The sequence below is a fragment of the Pseudomonas sp. A2 genome (assembly GCF_023100865.1).
Classification (GTDB): Bacteria; Pseudomonadota; Gammaproteobacteria; order Pseudomonadales; family Pseudomonadaceae; genus Aquipseudomonas; species Aquipseudomonas asiatica.
The window spans coordinates 4,091,669-4,113,411 of the sequence record NZ_CP039127.1; the positions used below are offsets into that span (position 1 = coordinate 4,091,669).

The 21,743-nt window shown below is 60.8% G+C and carries 20 protein-coding genes; 2 read left to right on the plus strand and 18 right to left on the minus strand.

From position 1 onward, the window contains the following. Positions 1-99: 99 nt before the first annotated feature. The 4 genes from E5221_RS18985 to E5221_RS19000 form a co-directional block, all read right to left on the minus strand. The gene (locus E5221_RS18985) at positions 100-825 is read right to left on the minus strand and encodes a dienelactone hydrolase family protein (protein WP_015271090.1); all 726 of its coding nucleotides are present in this window, start codon (positions 823-825) and stop codon (positions 100-102) included. Between the two features lie 79 nt (positions 826-904). Then, the gene (gene htpG, locus E5221_RS18990; RefSeq protein ID WP_023661535.1) at positions 905-2,809 is read right to left on the minus strand and encodes a molecular chaperone HtpG; all 1,905 of its coding nucleotides are present in this window, start codon (positions 2,807-2,809) and stop codon (positions 905-907) included. 71 nt (positions 2,810-2,880) lie between these two features. Continuing rightward, positions 2,881-3,363 carry a PaaI family thioesterase gene (locus tag E5221_RS18995; protein ID WP_004375989.1) on the minus strand — a complete coding sequence of 161 codons (483 nt, stop codon included), beginning with the start codon at positions 3,361-3,363 and terminating at the stop codon, positions 2,881-2,883. Then, positions 3,360-3,836: a PaaI family thioesterase gene (locus E5221_RS19000; RefSeq protein WP_004375991.1), complete on the minus strand. Its 477-nt coding sequence runs from the start codon at positions 3,834-3,836 to the stop codon at positions 3,360-3,362. The genes E5221_RS18995 and E5221_RS19000 overlap by 4 nt, the downstream gene beginning before the upstream one ends. A gap of 154 nt (positions 3,837-3,990) precedes the next feature. On the opposite strand from E5221_RS19000, the gene E5221_RS19005 reads away from it, so the two are divergent. Further along, positions 3,991-4,284: a hypothetical protein gene (locus E5221_RS19005; RefSeq protein WP_015271093.1), complete on the plus strand. Its 294-nt coding sequence runs from the start codon at positions 3,991-3,993 to the stop codon at positions 4,282-4,284. 67 nt (positions 4,285-4,351) lie between these two features. On the opposite strand, the gene E5221_RS19010 is transcribed toward E5221_RS19005, so the two are convergent. The 11 genes from E5221_RS19010 to sdhC form a co-directional block, all read right to left on the minus strand. After that, positions 4,352-5,101: a DUF599 family protein gene (locus tag E5221_RS19010; RefSeq protein WP_004375995.1), complete on the minus strand. Its 750-nt coding sequence runs from the start codon at positions 5,099-5,101 to the stop codon at positions 4,352-4,354. Between the two features lie 295 nt (positions 5,102-5,396). Next, positions 5,397-6,710 carry a branched-chain amino acid transport system II carrier protein gene (gene brnQ, locus E5221_RS19015; protein ID WP_004375997.1) on the minus strand — a complete coding sequence of 438 codons (1,314 nt, stop codon included), beginning with the start codon at positions 6,708-6,710 and terminating at the stop codon, positions 5,397-5,399. Between the two features lie 481 nt (positions 6,711-7,191). Continuing rightward, positions 7,192-8,076 (minus strand): succinate--CoA ligase subunit alpha, encoded by an 885-nt coding sequence (gene sucD, locus E5221_RS19020; protein WP_004376004.1) that lies wholly within the window; start codon positions 8,074-8,076, stop codon positions 7,192-7,194. After that, on the minus strand, positions 8,076-9,242 hold the full coding sequence (gene sucC, locus E5221_RS19025) for an ADP-forming succinate--CoA ligase subunit beta (protein ID WP_003254205.1): 1,167 nt from the start codon (positions 9,240-9,242) through the stop codon (positions 8,076-8,078). Before sucC ends, sucD begins: the two co-directional genes overlap by 1 nt. Positions 9,243-9,414: 172 nt before the next feature. Continuing rightward, complete coding sequence (gene lpdA, locus E5221_RS19030; protein WP_013973439.1) at positions 9,415-10,851, minus strand: dihydrolipoyl dehydrogenase; 1,437 nt, start codon at positions 10,849-10,851, stop codon at positions 9,415-9,417. Positions 10,852-10,944: 93 nt separating this feature from the next. Beyond that, positions 10,945-12,156 carry a 2-oxoglutarate dehydrogenase complex dihydrolipoyllysine-residue succinyltransferase gene (gene odhB / locus E5221_RS19035; RefSeq protein ID WP_247846243.1) on the minus strand — a complete coding sequence of 404 codons (1,212 nt, stop codon included), beginning with the start codon at positions 12,154-12,156 and terminating at the stop codon, positions 10,945-10,947. A 42-nt stretch (positions 12,157-12,198) separates the two neighbouring features. Continuing rightward, positions 12,199-15,030 carry a 2-oxoglutarate dehydrogenase E1 component gene (locus E5221_RS19040; protein ID WP_013973441.1) on the minus strand — a complete coding sequence of 944 codons (2,832 nt, stop codon included), beginning with the start codon at positions 15,028-15,030 and terminating at the stop codon, positions 12,199-12,201. A 245-nt stretch (positions 15,031-15,275) separates the two neighbouring features. Next, positions 15,276-15,980 carry a succinate dehydrogenase iron-sulfur subunit gene (locus tag E5221_RS19045; RefSeq protein WP_011534752.1) on the minus strand — a complete coding sequence of 235 codons (705 nt, stop codon included), beginning with the start codon at positions 15,978-15,980 and terminating at the stop codon, positions 15,276-15,278. Positions 15,981-15,991: 11 nt separating this feature from the next. Further along, positions 15,992-17,764: a succinate dehydrogenase flavoprotein subunit gene (sdhA, locus tag E5221_RS19050; protein ID WP_013973442.1), complete on the minus strand. Its 1,773-nt coding sequence runs from the start codon at positions 17,762-17,764 to the stop codon at positions 15,992-15,994. 3 nt (positions 17,765-17,767) lie between these two features. Next, entirely contained in the window at positions 17,768-18,136 is a 369-nt protein-coding gene (gene sdhD, locus E5221_RS19055) for a succinate dehydrogenase, hydrophobic membrane anchor protein (RefSeq protein WP_003254214.1), read from the minus strand. Then, complete coding sequence (gene sdhC / locus E5221_RS19060; protein WP_012315350.1) at positions 18,130-18,516, minus strand: succinate dehydrogenase, cytochrome b556 subunit; 387 nt, start codon at positions 18,514-18,516, stop codon at positions 18,130-18,132. Before sdhC ends, sdhD begins: the two co-directional genes overlap by 7 nt. 352 nt (positions 18,517-18,868) lie before the next feature. Between sdhC and gltA the strand changes: the two genes are divergently transcribed. Further along, complete coding sequence (gltA, locus tag E5221_RS19065; RefSeq protein ID WP_013973445.1) at positions 18,869-20,158, plus strand: citrate synthase; 1,290 nt, start codon at positions 18,869-18,871, stop codon at positions 20,156-20,158. 68 nt (positions 20,159-20,226) lie between these two features. Here gltA and E5221_RS19070 read toward each other — a convergent pair whose 3' ends face one another. The 3 genes from E5221_RS19070 to E5221_RS19080 all read right to left on the minus strand — a co-directional run bounded on the left by E5221_RS19070 (position 20,227) and on the right by E5221_RS19080 (position 21,724). Continuing rightward, positions 20,227-20,832: an START domain-containing protein gene (locus tag E5221_RS19070; RefSeq protein ID WP_182328628.1), complete on the minus strand. Its 606-nt coding sequence runs from the start codon at positions 20,830-20,832 to the stop codon at positions 20,227-20,229. Between the two features lie 33 nt (positions 20,833-20,865). Continuing rightward, positions 20,866-21,120: a YkgJ family cysteine cluster protein gene (locus E5221_RS19075; protein WP_023661894.1), complete on the minus strand. Its 255-nt coding sequence runs from the start codon at positions 21,118-21,120 to the stop codon at positions 20,866-20,868. Positions 21,121-21,250: 130 nt separating this feature from the next. After that, positions 21,251-21,724, minus strand: coding sequence for a hypothetical protein (locus tag E5221_RS19080; RefSeq protein WP_061551084.1), 474 nt, complete (start codon positions 21,722-21,724; stop codon positions 21,251-21,253). Positions 21,725-21,743: the final 19 nt, after the last annotated feature.

The window sequence follows — 21,743 nt, forward strand, 5'->3', positions numbered from 1 at the left end:
AGGCCGCTCCTACAGGGAATCGCGTAACTCATGGCTTGCGCGACCTTTGTAGGAGCGGCCTTGTGCCGCGAATGGGCTGCAAAGCAGCCCCGTGCAATCTCAGCGCTGGAACACTTCGGTCAGCAGGTTATGCATCGAGCGGAACGCCCGCTCAGAGGTACGCCGGTCATACTGCATCTTGCCCGGCACATTGGCACTCGGGTCGGTAAACGAGTGCACCGCGCCGCCATAGCTGAGCAATTGCCAGTCAACCTTGGCCGCGTTCATCTCCTCCTCGAACGCCGGCAACTGCTCCTTCGGCACCAGTGGATCGGAAGCGCCGTGCAGCACCAGCACCGAGCCCTTGATGCGCTTGGCATCTTCCGGGTTCGGGGTATCCAGGGTGCCATGGAAGGACACCGCCGCACGCAAATCGGCGCCAGTACGGGCCAGCTCCAGTGCACAGCAGCCACCAAAGCAGAAACCAAACGTGCCGACCTTGCCCGGTTCCAGCAGCGCCTTCGACTGCCCCAACAGTTGCGCCAGGGCTTCCTGCATGCGCTTGCGCAGCTCGCCTCGGTCATTCTTCAACGGCATCATCGCCGCGCCGGCCTCGTCCGCGTTGGACGGACGCACCGATTGCCCGTACAGGTCGGCAATCAGCACCACATAACCTTTCTCGGCCACTTCCTTGGCGATGCGCTCGGCACCTTCGCCGATACCCATCCAGTTCGGCGCCATCACCAGACCTGGCCGCCCCAGCGCGCCCGGCTCGTATACCAGGCGGCTTTCATACGCCTTGCCGGACAGGTGATAGACCAGCGATTCGACGATTACTTTGCTCATCAAGCACTCCTTTGGCACTCGTCATCAATATGCTCGCCATGAAAAAAGCCCGCCGAAGCGGGCTTTCCTATGCATCAACTCAAGCAGACAGTTCGACCAGCAGCTTGTTCAGGCGACGAACGTAAGCCGCCGGGTCCTTCAAGCTGTCACCGGCCGCCAGGGCCGCCTGATCGAACAGGATGTGCGACAGCTCGGCGAAGCGGTCTTCGCTCTGCTCGTTGTCCAGCTTCTCGATCAGCGGGTGGGTCGGGTTGAACTCGAAGATCGGCTTGGACTCCGGCACCTTCTGCCCGCTGGCTTCGAGGATCTGGCGCATCTGCAGGCCCAGGTCCTGCTCACCGATGGCCAGGATCGCCGGCGAGTCGGTCAGACGGTGCGACACGCGCACTTCGGCCACGCTGTCACCCAGCGCGCCCTTCAGGCGCTCGACCAGGCCTTCCTTGTCCTTGGCGACTTCCTCCTGGGCCTTCTTGTCTTCTTCCGAGTCCAGCTTGCCCAGGTCCAGGTCGCCACGGGCGACGTCGACAAAGGCCTTGCCGTCGAACTCGTTCAAGTAGCTCATCAGCCACTCGTCGATACGATCGGTCAGCAGCAGCACTTCGATGCCTTTCTTGCGGAAGACTTCCAGGTGCGGGCTGTTCTTGACCTGCGCGTACGACTCGCCGGTGAGGTAGTAGATCTTGTCCTGACCTTCCTTGACGCGAGCCAGGTAGTCGGCCAGGGCGACGCTCTGCTCGCCGCTGTCGTCCTGGGTGGAAGCGAAGCGCAGCAGGCCGGCGATCTTTTCCTTGTTGGCGAAGTCTTCGGCCGGGCCCTCCTTCAGCACCTGACCGAAGTTCTTCCAGAAGCCCTTGTACTGCTCGGGCTCGTTCTTCGCCAGCTTCTCCAGCATGTCCAGCACGCGCTTGGTCAGCGCGGTCTTCATCGAGTCGATGATCGGGTCTTTCTGCAGGATTTCACGCGACACGTTCAGCGACAGGTCGTTGGAGTCGACCACACCCTTGATGAAGCGCAGGTACAGCGGCAGGAACGATTCGGCCTGGTCCATGATGAACACGCGCTGCACGTACAGCTTCAAGCCGCGTGGCGCTTCGCGCTGGTACAGGTCGAACGGCGCTCGGGCCGGCACGTACAGCAGCGAGTTGTATTCGAGCTTGCCTTCTACCTTGTTGTGGCTCCAGGCCAGCGGATTTTCGAAGTCATGGCCGATGTGCTTGTAGAACTCCTGGTATTCCTCGTCCTTGATTTCGGTACGCGGACGGGTCCACAGGGCGCTGGCACGGTTGACGGTTTCCCACTCTTCGGCCGGCTGCTCTTCGCCTTCGGCGGTAGCTTGCTCTTTCAGCAGCTGGATCGGCATGGCGATGTGGTCGGAGTACTTCTTGACCACGTTGCGCAGGCGCCAGCCATCGGCGAACTCCTGCTCGCCCTTCTTCAGGTGCAGGACGATGCGGGTGCCGCGCTGTGGCTTGTCGATGGTGGCGACTTCGAACTCACCTTCGCCCTTCGACGACCAGTGCACGCCTTCAGCGGCCGGCTGGCCGGCACGGCGACTGTAAACGTCGACCTTGTCGGCAACGATGAACGCGGAGTAGAAGCCCACACCGAACTGACCGATCAGGTGCGAGTCCTTCTTCTGGTCACCGGTGAGGTTCTTCATGAAGTCGGCAGTGCCGGACTTGGCGATGGTACCCAGGTGGGCGATGACGTCTTCGCGGCTCATGCCGATGCCGTTGTCCTCGAGGGTCACGGTACCGGCGTCCTTGTCGAAGCTCAGGCGAATCTTCAGGTCGGCGTCGCCTTCGAACAGCTCTGGCTTGGCCAGGGCCTCGAAACGCAGCTTGTCGGCGGCGTCGGAGGCGTTGGAGATCAATTCACGCAGGAAGATCTCCTTGTTCGAATACAGGGAATGGATCATGAGGTGCAGCAGCTGCTTTACCTCGGTCTGGAAGCCCAGCGTTTCTTTTTGAGTCTCCACACTCATGGTCTTCAAAACTCCGATCTGATGGCAGTTGACGCCTGGCGGCCAGGTTGGCCAGCGTTTAGCGGCGGATGTCATGCAGATGGGGGCTGCCCGGATGATTTCAAGGGCTTTTCCGGTTCGATCTTGAAATGGGCGCGAGCCGTGGCGATCGGCGACTGCCTGTCCCCCTGCCAGGCGGTGATGGCCACATTGGTCACCCGCCGACCCTGGCGCCAAAGCTGGCACTGGGCGTAGGTATCGCGAAAGTGCCCGGCGCGCAGGTAATCGATGGAAAAGTCGATGATCTTCGGAATGCTTGCGCTCTCGCTGAAGATCAGCAGGTACAGCGCTGCCGACAGTTCCATGAAGCCCGCGATCACCCCGCCGTGGATGGCCGGCAGCAGCGGGTTGCCGATGTTGTCCTGGTTGGCCGGCAGGCGGAACAGCAGGTCATCGCCCTGACGCTCGCATTCAATGCCGATCAGGCCGGCATAGGGGATCAGCGCCAGCAAGGGCCGATAGTCTCCCACCGCATGAGCAGCGTTGAGCTGTTGGCGAACCTTGTGCGGAATCATGCCCCGCCCTCCTTCAGGCTGTTGCCGAAGCGGATGCCCCCCTTGATTTCCTGGCCCAGGCGCATGAACGTGCCCACCACTTGGCAGATAGGCTGGGCCGGGTCATCCTGGTAGGCCGTGCCACGGGTGAAGATCACATCGCGGGTGACTCGGTAACATTGGGCATGGCCGTAGATGTCCTTGCCGGCCTTGGCCGGATGCATATAGTCGATGCGCAGGTCCAGTGTCGGGCACACTTCGAAGCGCGGCAGCACGCACAGCGTGGCCATGCCGCAAGTGGTGTCCATCAGCGTGGTCAGCGCGCCGCCATGCACGGCGCCGGTCTGCGGGTTGCCGACAATGGCCGCAGACCATGGCAGCACCAGGGTCATGCCATCGGCATTGGTTTGCACCACACGCATTTGCAACAACTGACAATGTTTCAGGGCTGAGAGAAAACGCTCGGCCATGGCCATCAAGGTTGAATCACTCATTGGCTGTTTCCCTGCGCATTGCCGTAGCGGCATAAAATCGTTAAAAAGTCTATATAGAACGGGACGTTATATATGTGTAATCTTCGCGGAACTTATTCCGCGTAGTTGCACTCGAAGGAACAAGTCACTTATTCCACCAAGGAGAAACACCCCCATGCGTAAACCTTTTGCTTTTGCTCTGATGCTGGCCGCTGCCATGGGCCTGGCCGCTTGCGATAAAGCGAGCGAAGACAAAGCCCAGGACGCACAGCAACACGCCGAGCAAGCCCAGGAAAAAGCGGGCGAAGCTCAGGATAAAATGAACGAGGCTGCCAAGGAAAACGCCGAAGCCGCCAAAGATCAGGCCGAAGCCGAGCAGAAGGCCGCCGAAGAAGCCGCTCCGGCTACTCCGGCTCCGGAAGCCGCTCCAGCTACCCCAGCTGCTCCAGCCGAACCTGCCAAGCAGTAATCGGCTAAAACAAAAAAACCCGACATTGTCGGGTTTTTTTGTACCTGAAACTTATGGATTAAACGTTTCAGGCACCAGGAGCGGTGCTTTCCTTGGCGGGTTCGATCGAAACACTTTCGGTAGGTGTGAACACCATCACATCCAATACATCCGAATGGAACTCGCGGCGGTACAGAATCAGCACCACCCCGACACTCATGACCATGAATAACCATGGGCTGATGAACCAGCTCAACATGGCCATGCCAAAGTAATAGGAGCGCAGGCCCAGGTTGAACTGGTTGGCGGCAAGCGACAGCACCCGCGCCGCCCGCGAGGCGAATGCCTTGCGTTCAAGCTCATTTACCAGACGTTCACCTATCATCGGCGCCGACCCCACCAGTACTGCCGCGAAATTGTATTGGCGCATGCACCAGCTGAAGGTGAAAAAGGCGTAGACGAAGACCATGGCCAGGCACAGCAGCTTGATCTCCGACATGCCCTGGGAGGTCTGCTGCACCAGCGGCAGGTCGGCCAGCAGCGACAGCGCCCGGTCGGAAGCCCCGAGCACGGTGAGGATACCGGCGAGGATGATCAGGGTGCTGGAGGCGAAGAACGAGGCGTTGCGCTCGAGGTTGCCGATCACGCTCGCATCGGCAATGCGGTTGTCGCGCAGCAGCATGCGGCGCATCCAGTCTTCGCGGTACAGGTGCAGCACGCTGGCCAGGCACGCGGTGTCGCGGCCCTTCCAGATGGCATAACGGGTGTAACCGCCCCAGCACAGGGCGAACCAGATGATGGCCAAAAGATTGTTGAAGTTGCTTTGGATGAAGTTCATGCACGGTTCCCAGGAGGGCCAGATACCTGAAGGATAGGGACCGGATTTCGACGCTGGCAAGCGGCAAAAGGCACACATTCACCCAGAAATCCGCATTGCCTGTTCTGGCCTCTTCGCAGCACAAGGCTGCTCCTACAGGTACGGCACTGCACTTGTAGGAGCAGCCTTGTGCTGCGAAGAGGCCAGTGCAGGCAAACAAAAAGCCCCGCATCCTTTCAGATACGGGGCTCTTGAGCTTCCACCCTTGGCGAGCACCCTTCGGCTTGTGGCCGGTGCCGCCCTCAGGCTTCGACTATCAGGCCAGCGCTTCGCGCGGCTTGCCGAGCATGCGGTCGCAGGCCACGGCGCCAACCAGGGTCACCACCGAAGGCACCAGCCAGGCCAGGCCCTGGTCGCTCAGCGGCAGGTGAGCCATGAAGTCCGGCAGCACGTGGGCAATGCTGCTGCCCTTGATCGCGTCGACCATGCCGAACAGCAGCGATACCAGCATCACTGGTGCCAGGATGCGGGTCGGCGAGTTCCACAGGTCCTTCACGAAGCTCAGCCCGACCACCACGATGCACGGCGGGTAGATCGCCGTAAGCACCGGGATCGAGAACATGATCAGCTTGGTCAGGCCGAGATTGGAGATCAACAGCGAGAAGCCCGCCAGGATCACCACCAGTGCGCGGTACGACAGCGGCAGCATCTGGCTGAAGTACTCGGCGCAGGCACAGGTCAGGCCAACGGCGGTCACCAGGCAGGCCAGCGCGATCAGCACGGCGAGGAAACCGCTGCCCAGCGAACCGAAGGTGTGCTGCACGTAGGCATGCAGTACCGCCGCACCGTTGGTAGCGTCAGCCGCGATCTCGTGGCTGGTTGCACCCAGTCGGAACAGGCTGATGTACACCAGGGCCAGACCGACGCCGGCGATCAGGCCGGCAATGATGGCATAGCGGGTGATCAGTTTCGGCGACTCGACACCGCGCGAGCGGATGGCGTTGACGATGACGATACCGAACACCAGGGCACCCAGGGTATCCATGGTCAGGTAACCATCGGAAAAGCCCTTGGAGAATGCTGCGGCGGCATAGGCCGGCTGCGCTTCACCGATGGTACCGGCAGGCAGCGCGAAGGCGGCGATGCCCAGCACCGCCAGGGCGATGATCTTCAACGGCGCCAGGAAGCGGCCCACGGTGTCGAGCAGCTTGCCCGGGTACATCGACACGGCCAGTACCACGAGGAAGTACACCAGGCTGTAGATGAACAGCGCCAGCGGGCTTTCGCCGGTCAGCGGCGCAACGCCCACTTCGAACGATACGGTCGCGGTGCGCGGGGTGGCGAACAGCGGGCCGACCGACAGGTAGCACACGGCCGCCAGCAGGCCACCGAAGAACTTGCCGATCGGGCTGCTCAGGGCATCCATGCCGCCGCCGACCTTGGCCAGGGCGACCACGGTGATGACCGGCAGGCCTACGGCGGTAACCAGGAAGCCAAGGGCCGCCATCCATACGTGCGGGCCAGACTGCAGACCGACGATAGGCGGGAAGATGATGTTGCCAGCGCCCACGAAAAGCGCAAACGTCATAAAGCCAAGCGCCAGGATATCCTGGCCTTTGAGAACTTTCATTTAAGGTAGTACCACACTGCTGAAATCGGGATTCGAGAGGGGATTTCCCTTTGGATGAGGGGAAATGCTGCCCGGCTTGATAGGCCAGACCCGTTTAGCGTGTCGTTCCCTTTTGGGGTACGGGCACAGAGTGAGCGCGTAATGTAACTGTTTTGTCAGTCAAACGCACTGGCACAGTACTGCTTGTCCGATGTGCGTACATGTTTGTCGTCTGTGCGACCGAGGACAGCGAGAATTATCCTCGAATTGAAACATTCGTCTGCGTGAAAATTCCTATCAAACCCATCGAAAAATCCATGTTGCCTGTACCGGCCTCTTCGCGGGCTTGCCCGCTCCCACAGGGGATCACCACAGCCCCGGAAAGTGGAGATCTCATGTGGGAGCGGGCAAGCCCGCGAAGAGGCCGGCACAGGAATTCCCCCCCAGAAACGACAAAGGCCACCCGAAGGTGGCCTCTGTGCGCGTGGGGGGTGTAGCAGTATTACTTCTTGACTTCCCAGCCAGTCAGCTCGGCCAGGGCCTTGCCGATGTCAGCCAGGGAACGCACGGTCTTCACACCAGCGTCCTGCAGAGCGGCGAACTTCTCGTCCGCAGTGCCCTTGCCGCCGGAGATGATGGCGCCAGCGTGGCCCATGCGCTTGCCCGCAGGTGCGGTAACACCAGCGATGTAGGAAACGACAGGCTTGGTGACGTTGGCCTTGATGTAGGCCGCAGCTTCTTCTTCAGCCGAACCGCCGATCTCACCGATCATGACGATCGCTTCGGTCTTCGGGTCTTCCTGGAACAGTTTCAGGATATCGATGAAGTTGGAGCCCGGGATCGGGTCACCGCCGATGCCGACGCAGGTCGACTGGCCGAAGCCGGCGTCGGTGGTCTGCTTCACAGCTTCGTAGGTCAGGGTGCCGGAACGCGAAACGATACCGACCTTGCCTGGCAGGTGGATGTGGCCAGGCATGATGCCGATCTTGCACTCGCCCGGGGTGATGACACCTGGGCAGTTAGGGCCGATCAGGGTCACGCCCAGCTCGTCGCACTTGACCTTGGCATCCAGCATGTCCAGGGTAGGAATGCCCTCGGTGATGCACACGATCAGCTTGATGCCGCCGAAGGCAGCTTCCAGGATCGAGTCCTTGCAGAAAGGAGCCGGAACGTAGATCACCGAAGCGTCGGCGCCGGTAGCTTCCACAGCTTCTTTCACAGTGTTGAACACTGGCAGGCCCAGGTGGGTGGTGCCACCCTTGCCTGGGGTTACGCCGCCGACCATCTTGGTGCCGTAGGCGATGGCCTGTTCGGAGTGGAAAGTACCCTGCGAGCCGGTGAAGCCCTGGCAGATGACTTTGGTGTCTTTATTGATCAGGACGCTCATTACTTGCCCTCCGCAGCTTTGACAACTTGTTGAGCAGCGTCGGTCAGGCTGGTTGCCGCAATGATGTTCAAACCGCTTTCTGCCAGTACTTTAGCGCCCAGTTCGGCGTTGTTGCCTTCAAGGCGAACGACAACCGGAACTTTCACGCCGACTTCTTTCACTGCACCGATGATGCCTTCGGCAATCATGTCGCAGCGAACGATGCCGCCGAAGATGTTGACCAGAACGGCCGCGACATTGCTGTCGGACAGAATGATCTTGAACGCTTCGGTAACGCGCTCTTTGGTAGCACCACCGCCAACGTCGAGGAAGTTGGCCGGCTTGCCGCCGTGCAGGTTGACGATGTCCATGGTACCCATGGCCAGGCCGGCACCGTTGACCATGCAGCCGATGTTGCCTTCGAGGGCAACGTAGTTCAGTTCGAACTTGGCAGCGTGGGCTTCACGGGCGTCGTCCTGCGACGGGTCGTGGAAGGTCTTCAGCTTCGGCTGACGGTACATGGCGTTGGCGTCGATGTTGATCTTGGCATCGAGGCAGTGCAGGTCGCCGTCGGCCTTGATCACCAGCGGGTTCACTTCCAGCAGGGCCAGGTCGTGATCCTTGAACAGCTTGGCCAGACCAACGAAGATCTTGGCGAACTGTTGAACTTGCTTGCCTTCCAGGCCCAGCTGGAATGCCAGCTCGCGACCCTGGAACGGCTGAGCGCCGACCAGCGGGTCGATGGTGGCCTTGAGGATCTTCTCAGGCGTTTCGTGAGCGACTTTCTCGATGTCCACGCCACCTTCGGTGGAAGCCATGAACACGATACGGCGGCTCGAACGATCGACTACAGCGCCCAGGTACAGCTCTTTGGCGATGTCAGTGCAGGATTCGACCAGAATCTTGGAGACGGGTTGACCGTTGGCATCGGTCTGGTAGGTAACCAGATTCTTGCCCAACCACTGTGCAGCGAACGCCTTGGCGTCTTCTTTGCTGCGAACCAGCTTGACGCCGCCCGCCTTACCGCGACCACCCGCGTGAACCTGGGCTTTTACCACCCACTCGTTCCCGCCGATCTTGTCGCAGGCTTCTGCAGCTTGCTCAGGGGTATCGACAGCGAAACCCTTGGAAACTGGCAGGCCGTACTCAGCGAACAGCTGCTTACCCTGATACTCGTGAAGATTCATGCTTTTTACCGTCTTCGTTAGGTACTGCGCTTCGGCGCTGCGCCATCACTGGCGCCGCACCACCTGTGACCGTTGACCCCGGGTTTTCCCGTGTGATCCGGTCCGGCGGACTTTCCGCGGTGAGTCATGCACGCAAGACTCACGACGGGCAGCCCGCCGTGGTTTCTTATAATTAACGCTTCTTACGGTTGGCCACGTGAATGGCGCCGCCATTCACTGCCAGCGCTGCTTCATGCAACGCTTCGGACAGGGTCGGATGGCTGAAGACCATCATGCCCAGATCCTCGGCACTGGTGCCGAATTCCATTGCGATTGCGCCCTGCTGCACCAGTTCGGCAGCCGATGGGCCAATCACGTGTACACCCAGGACGCGGTCGGTCTTGGCATCGGCGATGACCTTGACGAAACCACCGGTGTCGTTGGCAGCCATCGCACGGCCGCTGGCCGCGAACGGGAAGGTGCCCACGTTAACCTCAACGCCCTCGGCCTTCAAGGCCTGTTCGGTCTTGCCGACCCACGCGATTTCCGGGTGGGTGTAGATGACCGACGGAATCAGGTCGTAGTTCATCTGGGCCTTGTGGCCCTTGATGCGCTCGACCACCATGATGCCCTCTTCCGAGGCCTTGTGGGCCAGCATCATGCCGCGCACCACGTCACCGATGGCGTACACGCCAGGCACGCTGGTAGCGCAGTAGTCGTCGACGAAGATGTAGCCACGCTCATCGATGGTCACACCGCTGTCGGCAGCCAGCAGGTCGGTGGTCACCGGGCGACGGCCAACCGCGACGATCAGCTTGTCGAAGGTGATCTTCTGCTCGCCGTTGGCGTCGGTGTAGGTCACTTCGACTTCGTTGCCGTTGACTTTCGAGCCGGTGACGCGCGCACCCAGCTTGATGTCCAGGCCTTGCTTGGTCAGGGTCTTCTGGGCTTCTTTCGACACGGCGGTGTCGGCAGCCATCAGGAAGGTGTCCAGGGCTTCCAGGACGGTGACTTCAGCACCCAGGCGAGCCCATACCGAACCCAGTTCCAGGCCGATCACGCCAGCTCCGATAACGCCCAGGCGCTTCGGCACGGCCTGGAATTCCAGGGCGCCGGTGGAGTCGACGATGACGTTCTGGTCGACCGGAGCCGGTGGAATGTCGATCGGGCGCGAGCCGGAAGCCAGGATCACGTTCTCGGCTTCGATGACTTCGGTGGTGCCGTCAGCCTTGGTGACTTCGACTTTCTTGCCGGCCAGCAGTTTGCCGTGGCCCTGGATCGAAGTAACGCCGTTGGCCTTGAACAGGGTGGCAACGCCACCGGTCAGGTTCTTGACGATGCCAGCCTTGCGGCCAACCATCGCGGCGACGTCCATCTTCACTTCACCAGTGGAGATACCGTGGACGTTGAAGCTCTCTTTGGCTTCCTTGTACTTCCAGGAGCTGTCCAGCAGCGCCTTGGAAGGAATGCAACCTACGTTCAGGCAGGTGCCGCCCAGGGCCAGCTTGCCCTCGGCGTCGGTGTACTTCTCGATACAGGCAGTCTTCAGACCAAGTTGTGCGGCCTTGATGGCAGCAACATAGCCGCCAGGACCTGCACCAATCACCACTACGTCGAATTTCTGGGTCATAAAAGATTCCTTATCAGCTACAAGCTACAAGCCGCGGACCGCGCGGCATGGCTTCCTGCGAAGCCAGGGCCGGCACGGTACGCAGCCAGAGGGTTAGATGTCCAGCAGCAGGCGAGACGGATCTTCCAGCAGGTTCTTGATGGTGACCAGGAAGGTTACCGCTTCCTTGCCGTCGATCAGGCGGTGATCGTACGACAGCGCCAGGTACATCATCGGGCGGATCACAACCTGACCATTGATGGCCATCGGGCGCTGGATGATGTTGTGCATCCCGAGAATGGCGGCCTGCGGCGGGTTGACGATCGGGGTCGACATCATCGAACCGAAGGTACCACCGTTGGTGATGGTGAAGGTGCCGCCAGTCATCTCTTCGATGGCCAGCTTGCCATCACGAGCCTTCTTGCCGAAGGTGGCGATGCCGTTCTCGATTTCCGCCAGGCTCATCGACTCGGCGTTACGCAGTACCGGCACCACCAGGCCACGGTCGCTGGACACGGCAACGCCGACGTCGGCGTAGCCGTGGTAGACGATGTCGTTGCCATCGATCGAGGCGTTGACAGCCGGGAAGCGCTTCAGGGCTTCGGTGGCAGCCTTGACGAAGAACGACATGAAGCCCAGGCGCACGCCGTTGTGGGTCTTCTCGAACAGGTCCTTGTACTTCGAACGCAGGGCCATGACTTCGGTCATGTCGACTTCGTTGAAGGTGGTCAGCATGGCCATGCTCGACTGGGCTTCGACCAGACGCTCGGCGATCTTGGCGCGCAGGCGGGTCATCGGCACGCGCTTCTCGGTGCGGTCGCCAGCGGCAACGACAACCGGGGCAGCGGCGGCAGGCTTGGCAGCTGCAGCAGGCGCCGACTTCTTGTTGGCGACGGCAGCGACGACGTCTTCCTTGGTGATGCGACCGCCTTTGCCGGTGCCGGCAACGGTAGCCAGGTCGATGCCGTTCTCTTCAGCCAGCTTGCGCGCGGCCGGGGCGGCAACCGGGTCTTCTTCGCCAGCGTCGGCAGCAGCGGCAGCCGGGGCAGCAGCGGCCGGGGCGGCAGCTGGTGCAGCAGCGGCAGCACCGCCTTCAACGATCGAACCCAGTACTTCGTCGGACAGGACGGTGTCGCCCTCGCCCTTGACGATGGCGCCCAGCACGCCGTCGGCGGTGGCCAGTACTTCCAGGACGACCTTGTCGGTCTCGATGTCGACGATCAGCTCGTCACGCTTGACGGCATCGCCCGGCTGCTTGTGCCAGGTGGCAACGGTGCCATCGGCAACCGATTCCGGGAAGGTTGGGGCTTTGATCTCGATAGCCATTATCTGTGTTTCCTTAAATTCGGTTTCAGGTGCGCGAAGGCATTAAACAGTGAAGGCATCTTGCAGCAGTTTTTCCTGCTGTTCGGCGTGCTTCGATGCGTAACCACAGGCTGGCGCGGCGGAAGCGTCGCGGCCGGCGTATTCCAGGACCAGTGCCTTGTTGTGGCGGCCCAGGATACGGCGCATGTGGTGCTGGCTGCTGTACCAGGCGCCCTGGTTCATCGGCTCTTCCTGACACCAGACCGCATGCTTGAGGTTGGTGTAAGGCGCCAGGATTTCGACCAGGTCGTCCTCAGGGAACGGATACAGCTGCTCGATACGCACGATGGCGATGTCTTCGCGGCCTTCGGCACGGCGTTTTTCCAGCAGGTCGTAGTAAACCTTGCCGCCGCACAGGACCAGGCGTTCGACCTTGGCCGGATCGAGGCTGTCGATTTCCGGGATCACGGTCTGGAACGAGCCTTCTGCCAGGTCTTCCAGGGTCGAGATGGCCAGCTTGTGGCGCAGCAGCGACTTCGGCGTCAGCACGATCAGCGGCTTGCGCAGCGGACGGATGACCTGGCGACGCAGCAGGTGGTAGATCTGGGCCGGGGTGGTCGGTACGCAGACCTGGATGTTGTGCTCGGCGCACAGTTGCAGGTAACGCTCCAGGCGCGCGGAGGAGTGCTCCGGGCCCTGCCCTTCATAACCGTGTGGCAGCAGCATGGTCAGACCGCACAGACGGCCCCACTTGTGCTCACCGCTGGTGATGAACTGGTCGATCACCACTTGCGCACCGTTGGCGAAGTCACCGAACTGGGCTTCCCAGATCACCAGCGCGTTCGGCGTGGTGGTCGAGTAGCCGTATTCGAAGGCCAGTACCGCTTCTTCCGACAGGAAGGAGTCGTACAGTTCGAACTGAGGCTGGCCCGGGAACAGGTTCTTCAGCGGTACGTAGGTGCTGGCGTCCTTCTGGTTGTGCAGCACCGCGTGACGGTGCGAGAAGGTGCCACGGCCGATGTCCTGGCCGGTCATGCGGATCGGGTGACCTTCGAACTGCAGGGTGGCGTAGGCCATGGTCTCTGCATAACCCCAGTTGATCGGCAAGCCACCGGCCTGCATCTTCTGGCGGTCTTCGTAGATCTTGGCGACCTGGCGCTGGACGACGAAACCTTCCGGGATCTCCAGCAGCTTGGCCGACAGTTCCTGCAGGGTCTTGAGGTCGAAGCGGGTATCGTGACGCGCGGTCCAGGCATGGCCCAGGTACGGACGCCAGTCGACGAACAGCTCGCGGTTCGGTTCCTTGACCAGGCTCTTCACAACGTGCAGGCCGTTGTCCAGCGCGTTGCGGTACTCGTCGATCTTGGCCTGGGCGCGTTCGGCATCGATGCGGCCGGCCTGGATCAGTGCCTCAGCGTACAGTTCACGCGTGGTGCGCTGCTTGCTGATCTGCTGGTACATCAAAGGCTGGGTGCCGTTCGGCTCGTCGGCCTCGTTGTGGCCGCGGCGGCGGTAGCAGACCAGGTCGATAACCACGTCACGCTTGAACTGCATGCGGTAGTCGATGGCCAGCTGGGTCACGAACAGCACGGCTTCCGGGTCGTCGCCGTTCACGTGCAGGATCGGCGCCTGGATCATCTTGGCAACGTCGGTGGCGTACTCGGTGGAGCGCGCGTCCAGCGGGTTGCTGATGGTGAAACCAACCTGGTTGTTGATCACGATGTGCACGGTACCGCCGGTCTTGAAACCGCGGGTCTGCGACATCTGGAAGGTTTCCATGACCACGCCCTGGCCGGCGAATGCTGCGTCGCCGTGGATCGAGATCGGCAGTACCTTGTCGCCAACGGTGTCGTTGCGGCGGTCCTGACGGGCGCGCACCGAACCCTCGACCACTGGCGAGACGATTTCCAGGTGGGACGGGTTGAACGCCATGGCCAGGTGCACTTCGCCACCCGGGGTCATCACGTTCGAGGAGAAGCCCTGGTGATACTTGACGTCACCGGAGCCCAGCTCGTTCATCTTCTTGCCTTCGAACTCGTCGAACAGCTCGCGCGGGTTCTTGCCGAAGGTGTTGACCAGAACGTTCAGGCGGCCACGGTGGGCCATGCCGATCACGACTTCTTTGGTGCCGTAGGAACCGGAGCGCTGGATCATCTCGTCCAGCATCGGGATCAGGCTTTCGCCGCCCTCGAGGCCGAAACGCTTGGTGCCCGGGTACTTGGTGCCCAGATATTTCTCAAGGCCTTCACCGGCGGTCACGCGCTCGAGCAGGTGGGCCTGCACGTCAGCGGAAAACTCCGGACGGCCGCGCACGCTTTCCAGACGCTGCTGGAACCAGCTGCGCTGCTCGGAATCGACGATATGGGTGAACTCGGCGCCAATGGTGCGACAATATGTCTTCTGGAGCGCCTCGAAGATCTCGCGTAGGCTCGCCTCCTCTTTGCCGATGAACAGGTCGCCGGCACGGAAGGTCGTATCAAGATCGGCATTGGTCAAGCCGTAGTGATTGATCGACAGGTCTACGGGCGCAGGACGCTGCCACAACCCCAACGGGTCGAGCTTGGCAGCCTGATGGCCGCGCATACGATAGGCCTGGATCAGTCGCAGAACTTCAACCTGCTTCTTCTCGTGTTCACTGCTCACGCTCCCGGCGGATACCGGTTGGGCGCGGCGCTGGTTCTTTGCCAGCAGTACGAAATGGTCGCGGATTGTCGAGTGCGATACATCGGTAGCGGTGCTGCCGTCGGCGGGCAACTTCTGGAAGTAGGTGCGCCACTCTTCTGGCACAGCGTTAGGGTCGTGCAGGTAGAGCTCATAAAGCTCTTCCACATATGCAGCGTTACCACCTGAAAGGTGGGCGCTTTCCCACATGCGCTGCATCACGCTTTCTTGCATGCTTGGTCACCCTCGGTTAGGGGACTGATCGGCGAGAGCCACAGCAAACCTGGAAAAGTCCGAATACAGCGACTGAACCACGCCACTTGGATCCTGCTGATTTTCCGGGTACCAGCCCGGAAGCCCCTGCTGGTCTCATATCTTCATAGGTAATGAACGCAGGCTTTGTGGGCCCTTGTTCGGGTTTTACCTAAGTGCGGGCTCACCACCCGCACCTCGGCTTACTGCAGGTACAACTCTTTGTATCAGGTGCCGCTTTGCAGCAGCATGTTACGTACGTGGCCGATTGCCTTGGTCGGGTTCAGACCTTTCGGGCAAACGTTGACGCAGTTCATGATCCCGCGGCAGCGGAATACGCTGAACGGGTCATCCAGGGACGCCAGGCGCTCCTGGGTCTTGGTGTCACGGCTGTCGGCCAGGAAGCGATAGGCCTGCAGCAGTGCGGCGGGGCCCAGGAACTTGTCCGGGTTCCACCAGAACGACGGGCAGGAGGTCGAGCAGCAAGCGCACAGGATGCACTCGTACAGGCCGTCCAGCTTGTCGCGGTCTTCCGGCGACTGCAGGCGCTCGATGGCCGGTGCCGGGGTGTCGTTCTGCAGGAACGGCTTCACCTTCTCGTACTGCTTGTAGAAGATGCTCATATCGACGACCAGGTCACGAATGACCGGCAGGCCCGGCAGCGGACGCAGAATCAGCTTGTTGCCCTTCACCACCGCCGACAACGGGGTGATGCAGGCCAGGCCGTTCTTGCCGTTGATGTTCATGCCATCGGAACCGCAAACGCCTTCACGGCACGAGCGACGATAGGAGAAACCTTCGTCCTGTTCCTTGATCAGTGCCAGCACGTCCAGAACCATCAGATCCTTGCCGCCGGTATCGACCTGGAAGGTCTGCATTTTCGGCGCCGAATCGGTGTCCGGGTTGTAACGATAAACTTCGACTTGCAACATAGCGGCCACCCTTAGTAAGTCCGGACTTTTGGTTCGAAGGCTGGAACAGTCTTCGGCGCAAAGTTGACGCCACGCTTGGCGACGCGCTTCTCACCCGGGTAGTACAGGGTGTGGCACAGCCAGTTTTCGTCGTCACGGTCTTCGTAGTCTTCACGGGCGTGAGCGCCGCGGGACTCTTTACGGGCTTCTGCCGCGATGGCGGTAGCTTCGGCGACTTCCAGCAGGTTCTGCAGCTCCAGCGCTTCGATACGCGCGGTGTTGAAGGCCTGGGACTTGTCGTTGATCTTGACGTTGGCGATACGGTCACGCAGACCGGCCAGCTGCTCGATACCCTTCTGCATGTATTCGCCAGTACGGAATACACCGAAGTAGTTCTGCATGCAGCTCTGCAGCTCGCGCTTCAGGCTGGCAACGTCTTCACCGGTGGTGCGCTCGTTCAGCTTGTTCAGGCGGTTCAGGGCAACATCGACGTCGGTGTCGCTGGCGTCGCGGTATTCCACGCCTTCGGTCAGCGCCTTCTCCAGGTGCAGGCCGGCCGCACGGCCGAACACCACCAGGTCGAGCAGCGAGTTGCCGCCCAGGCGGTTGGCACCGTGAACAGATACGCACGCCACTTCACCTACGGCGAACAGGCCCGGGATGATGTGGTCGTTGCCTTCGGCGTCCATGGTAATGGCCTGGCCATGAATGTTGGTGGCAACGCCGCCCATCATGTAGTGGCAGGTCGGGATGACCGGTACCGGCGCGACCACAGGGTCGACGTGGGCGAAGGTCTTGGACAGCTCGCAGATACCTGGCAGGCGGCTGTGCAGCACTTCCTCGCCCAGGTGGTCCAGCTTCAGCAGTACGTGGTCCTTGTTCGGGCCCACGCCGTTGCCGGCGATGATTTCCTTGACCATGGAACGGGCGACCACGTCGCGGCCGGCCAGGTCTTTCGCGTTCGGCGCGTAACGCTCCATGAAGCGCTCGCCGTGGGCGTTGATCAGGTAGCCACCCTCACCGCGGCAACCTTCGGTGACCAGTACACCGGCGCCGGCGATGCCGGTCGGGTGGAACTGCCACATTTCGATGTCCTGCACCGGCACGCCGGCACGCAGGGCCATGCCCACGCCGTCACCGGTGTTGATCAGGGCGTTGGTGGTGGAGGCGTAGATACGGCCGGCACCGCCAGTTGCCAGCACGGTGGCCTTGGACTTGATGTACAGGGTCTCGCCGGTTTCGATGCAGATCGCGATCACGCCAACGAATGCGCCGTCCTGGTTCTTCACCAGGTCAACTGCGTAGTACTCGTTGAGGAAGGTGGTGCCGGCTTTCAGGTTGCCCTGGTACAGGGTGTGCAGCAGCGCGTGACCGGTACGGTCGGAAGCGGCGCAGGTACGGGCAGCCTGGCCACCCTTACCGAAGTCCTTGGACTGGCCACCGAACGGACGTTGGTAGATGCGACCGGTTTCGGTACGCGAGAACGGCAGGCCCATGTGGTCCAGCTCGAAGACCGCAGCCGGGCCTTCCTGACACATATATTCGATAGCGTCCTGGTCACCGATGTAGTCGGAGCCCTTGACGGTATCGTACATGTGCCAGCGCCAGTCGTCGTTCGGGTCGGCCGAAGCGATGGCGCAGGTGATGCCGCCCTGGGCGGATACAGTGTGCGAACGGGTCGGGAAGACCTTGGTGACTACGGCAGTCTTGTGGCCGCCTTGAGCCAGCTGCAGCGCAGCGCGCATGCCGGCGCCGCCGCCACCGATGATGATGGCGTCGAAGGAAATGGTTGGAATGCTAGCCATGGATCAGATACCCCAGAGAATCTGCACACCCCAGACGAAGTAAGCGAACATCGCAACGCCGCATACCGCCTGGAACAGGAAACGAATCGCAGTTGCCGACTTGCCGAACGACATAGGCGTCAGGTAGTCGGTCGCAATGGTCCACATGCCGACCCAGGCGTGAGCGCCCAGGGCAACGAGGGCCAGCAGACTGAAGATCCGCATCGCGTTGTTGGAGAACAGACCATGCCACTGGGTGTAGTCGATGCCTGGGTGGGCGACCACGTAGCCGATCAGGAAGAGGAAGTAAGCCGCGAGAACGACCGCAGAAACGCGCTGCGCCATCCAGTCATAGAGGCCCGAACGCGACAGGTTCGTGACATTGGTTACCATACCCAAACTCCCACCAGAACGATCAGCACCACGGAGATGACGATCACGATTTTCGAGCCCAGCTTGCCGCCTTCCAGCGTCTCACCGATGCCCATGTCCATGATCAGGTGACGAACACCTGCCACGAGGTGATAAAGCAGGGCGGACAGCAGGCCCCAGGTCACGAATTTGGCCAGCGGGCTGGTCAGACACGCCTTCACCTCACCAAAGCCTTCCTCGGAACCCAGCGACTTGCCCAGTGCATAAAGCATGATGGCAAGGCCGAGGAACAGGATGACGCCGGAGATACGATGCAGGATGGACGTGTACGCAGTGACGGGGAGCTTGATGGTCCTTAGGTCTAGGTTTACAGGTCGTTGGCTTTTCACGGCTTTTTTCACACTGAAGAGCCCCTAGCGAATCAGGGCAAAGTTGTTGGTAAGTGTACTGGTCAGGTACCCACCACCCAGGGAACGGCGACCCCCAGCAGTTCGGGCTTGCAAGCCCCTGGCGGTCGGGTTGCGAGTATAGACAGTTAGGCTGCTTATGACAACGTGACGGGGTAGCCCAAATAGCGCATTGCCTTTAGCGCACAAAAGGCGTAAATGGGCGAGAATTTCGAGAAAAATCAGGCCTCAATGCCTGTTTCAACAAGCCTTTAGGCAAATTGACATCTGAATTTATCCCTCTATAGTGGTGCGGGCCCTGCGTGGGGGGTCTGTCTGATGATTTCAAGCATTAATAGGAGGCCACATGGCTGACAAAAAAGCGCAGTTGGTCATCGAGGGCGCTGCCCCCGTCGAGCTGCCCATTTTAACCGGCACCGTTGGTCCTGATGTAATCGACGTCCGCGGGTTGGGGGCCACTGGTCACTTCACCTTCGACCCTGGTTTCATGGCGACTGCCTCGTGCGAGTCGAAGATCACCTACATTGACGGCGACAAAGGTATCCTGCTGCACCGCGGCTACCCGATCGAACAGCTCGCTGAAAAATCCGACTACCTCGAAACCTGCTACCTGCTGCTCAACGGCGAACTGCCGAATGCCGAGCAGAAGGCCCAGTTCGTCAGCACCGTGAAGAACCACACCATGGTTCACGAGCAGCTGAAGTCCTTCTTCAACGGCTTCCGCCGCGACGCCCACCCGATGGCGGTGATGTGCGGCGTGGTTGGCGCCCTGTCGGCGTTCTATCACGACTCCCTGGACATCAATAACCCGCAACACCGCGAAATTTCCGCGGTGCGCCTGGTCGCCAAGATGCCGACCCTGGCCGCGATGGTTTACAAGTACTCCATGGGCCAGCCGATGATGTACCCGCGCAACGACCTGTCGTACGCGGAAAACTTCCTGCACATGATGTTCAACACCCCGTGCGAGATCAAACCGATCAGCCCGGTGCTGGCCAAGGCGATGGACCGGATCTTCATCCTCCACGCCGACCACGAGCAGAACGCCTCCACCTCTACCGTTCGTCTGGCCGGTTCGTCGGGTGCCAACCCGTTCGCCTGTATCGCCGCCGGTATCGCCGCACTTTGGGGCCCGGCCCATGGCGGTGCGAACGAAGCGGTACTGACCATGCTCGATGAAATCGGCGATGTCTCGAACATCGACAAGTTCATCGCCAAGGCCAAGGACAAGAACGACCCGTTCAAGCTCATGGGCTTCGGTCACCGCGTGTACAAAAACCGCGACCCGCGCGCCACCGTGATGAAGCAGACCTGCGACGAAGTCCTGCGCGAGCTGGGCATCAAGAACGACCCGCAGCTGGAACTGGCCATGCGCCTGGAAGAGATCGCCCTGACCGATCCGTACTTCATCGAGCGCTCGCTGTACCCGAACGTCGACTTCTACTCGGGGATCATCCTCAAGGCAATCGGCATTCCGACCAGCATGTTCACCGTGATCTTCGCCCTGGCACGTACCGTGGGCTGGATCTCGCACTGGAAAGAAATGCTCTCCAGCCCGTACAAGATCGGCCGCCCGCGCCAGCTGTACACCGGCGAGCAGAAGCGCGACATCGTTGCGCTGCAGGACCGCAAGTAAGCTTCCCTAGCCGAACGCAAAAAGGCTGCCCTCGGGCAGCCTTTTTTATTTCTGCTCGACACAATGCCTCAGTTTTTCTCCGCCCGCTCCCGCAACCCTTTCAGGGTATTGAACGGCGCATCCACCACGAACTTGTTGGCCACCATCGCCGGCACGCTGCCACCCGGTTCGGTGTGCACCTGATAGGTCACTTCCGTGCTGTCGCCCTTGGGCACCAGCTTCCAGAAGCCTTCGACCTTCGCCACCCGCACAAAGCCCTTCTCTTCCGGGATATAGGTCGGCTCTTCCTTCAGGTTGCGCACCAGGCTGCCATCAGCCTCCTTCACAGTAGTCACACGCAACACCGAGTCCCGCGGCGTCACCGGCCATGGCGTATTGAACTGGGTGTAGGTCCAGCTCTGGTCACCTTCGTGCTTGAGCAGCTTCTGCGACTTGCATTCGTGAATCCATGCACAAGCCCCGACCACGTCCTCCTGCAACGCCTGCACCTTGGCCAGCGGCGCCTTGATCACCGTGACACCTTGATAGGCCTTGTACTTCGAACCGGCCACTTCGCTAAGGGAAACCTTGATCCCCTCCTCGTCCTTGGCCACCTGCCAGTTTTCGGCCCAGGCCGCAGGCGACAGCAGAACACCCATGCCACACAGCAGAGCAATACGCTTGAACGATCTCATCATGTTTATCCTTGTTTTCGAAGATCCAGCCTGTCACGCCGCCGTTATCTGTTCCCACCAGCCGAGAATCCTAATGGCCTCATCGCGATCACTGCCACACACCTCGACATCCGCCTTGAAACCACCACACACCGCAGGCCTTTCGGGCTTGCCGAACAAGTCGCAGAGGTTGTCGACAGTCAGGTGCAGGCAGCGCTCGCCAGCCGGCTTGCCATTGGGCATGCGCGGCATCGCAGAGGTGATGGACGGGGCGATGCAGCAGGCACCACAGCCCTCACGACAGTTCATGGCTATTCACCAAAATCAGGACTCCCTGGAACAAAACGGGACGAGCGTCCCTGGATAGTAACCGCTCAAACAGGCGTTTGAAATTGCTGGCACGATGAAATCTGCCATGACCCGGCAGTCAGTTCGCCAGCTACTGGCGGTACTCGAAATCGATGGCTGCCCCTTCCACTTCCCGACGGCTGTCATTGCGTAGCTGCAGCTGCATTTCATTGCTGATCAACCGACCATTGAGCTGGAACGGGCTGTCGCTGGTCTCCGGCTTTTCAGTGAACATGGGAGGCAGTAGAGGTTTGCGTCGCTGTATCGGCGACAGGCTGCCCACATCTGGCTCAAGGTTATCGACCATCTCGGCCGGCAGGCTGAGGTCGAGCTTTGCCTTGGGTAGCGGCTTGGCAACCTCCTTGCTCACCTGCTTGCGCGCCGGCCTGGCCTTGCTGTTACCGGCTTTTTTTGCTGATTGTTTGTGCGCTGGCCTGGCTGCGGCCTTCTGCACCGGCTTGACCGCCTGCGCCTGGCCTGCCGGCTGCGCAGCCTGGGCAACACCAGCCAGGCTGCAAAGCGGTACAAGGCACAAGATCAGGGCAAAACGGCGCAGAGCATTCATGGCAAATGGACAGACTGGC

Excerpts from the sequence above, each read along its gene's own strand:
- E5221_RS18985 (WP_015271090.1), bottom strand. The coding sequence starts at position 825 with ATGAGCAAAGTAATCGTCGAATCGCTGGTCTATCACCTGTCCGGCAAG.
- htpG (WP_023661535.1), bottom strand. The coding sequence starts at position 2,809 with ATGAGTGTGGAGACTCAAAAAGAAACGCTGGGCTTCCAGACCGAGGTA.
- E5221_RS18995 (WP_004375989.1), bottom strand. The coding sequence starts at position 3,363 with ATGATTCCGCACAAGGTTCGCCAACAGCTCAACGCTGCTCATGCGGTG.
- E5221_RS19000 (WP_004375991.1), bottom strand. The coding sequence starts at position 3,836 with ATGAGTGATTCAACCTTGATGGCCATGGCCGAGCGTTTTCTCTCAGCC.
- E5221_RS19005 (WP_015271093.1), top strand. The coding sequence starts at position 3,991 with ATGCGTAAACCTTTTGCTTTTGCTCTGATGCTGGCCGCTGCCATGGGC.
- E5221_RS19010 (WP_004375995.1), bottom strand. The coding sequence starts at position 5,101 with ATGAACTTCATCCAAAGCAACTTCAACAATCTTTTGGCCATCATCTGG.
- brnQ (WP_004375997.1), bottom strand. The coding sequence starts at position 6,710 with ATGAAAGTTCTCAAAGGCCAGGATATCCTGGCGCTTGGCTTTATGACG.
- sucD (WP_004376004.1), bottom strand. The coding sequence starts at position 8,076 with ATGAGCGTCCTGATCAATAAAGACACCAAAGTCATCTGCCAGGGCTTC.
- sucC (WP_003254205.1), bottom strand. The coding sequence starts at position 9,242 with ATGAATCTTCACGAGTATCAGGGTAAGCAGCTGTTCGCTGAGTACGGC.
- lpdA (WP_013973439.1), bottom strand. The coding sequence starts at position 10,851 with ATGACCCAGAAATTCGACGTAGTGGTGATTGGTGCAGGTCCTGGCGGC.
- odhB (WP_247846243.1), bottom strand. The coding sequence starts at position 12,156 with ATGGCTATCGAGATCAAAGCCCCAACCTTCCCGGAATCGGTTGCCGAT.
- E5221_RS19040 (WP_013973441.1), bottom strand. The coding sequence starts at position 15,030 with ATGCAAGAAAGCGTGATGCAGCGCATGTGGGAAAGCGCCCACCTTTCA.
- E5221_RS19045 (WP_011534752.1), bottom strand. The coding sequence starts at position 15,980 with ATGTTGCAAGTCGAAGTTTATCGTTACAACCCGGACACCGATTCGGCG.
- sdhA (WP_013973442.1), bottom strand. The coding sequence starts at position 17,764 with ATGGCTAGCATTCCAACCATTTCCTTCGACGCCATCATCATCGGTGGC.
- sdhD (WP_003254214.1), bottom strand. The coding sequence starts at position 18,136 with ATGGTAACCAATGTCACGAACCTGTCGCGTTCGGGCCTCTATGACTGG.
- gltA (WP_013973445.1), top strand. The coding sequence starts at position 18,869 with ATGGCTGACAAAAAAGCGCAGTTGGTCATCGAGGGCGCTGCCCCCGTC.
- E5221_RS19070 (WP_182328628.1), bottom strand. The coding sequence starts at position 20,832 with ATGAGATCGTTCAAGCGTATTGCTCTGCTGTGTGGCATGGGTGTTCTG.
- E5221_RS19075 (WP_023661894.1), bottom strand. The coding sequence starts at position 21,120 with ATGAACTGTCGTGAGGGCTGTGGTGCCTGCTGCATCGCCCCGTCCATC.
- E5221_RS19080 (WP_061551084.1), bottom strand. The coding sequence starts at position 21,724 with ATGAATGCTCTGCGCCGTTTTGCCCTGATCTTGTGCCTTGTACCGCTT.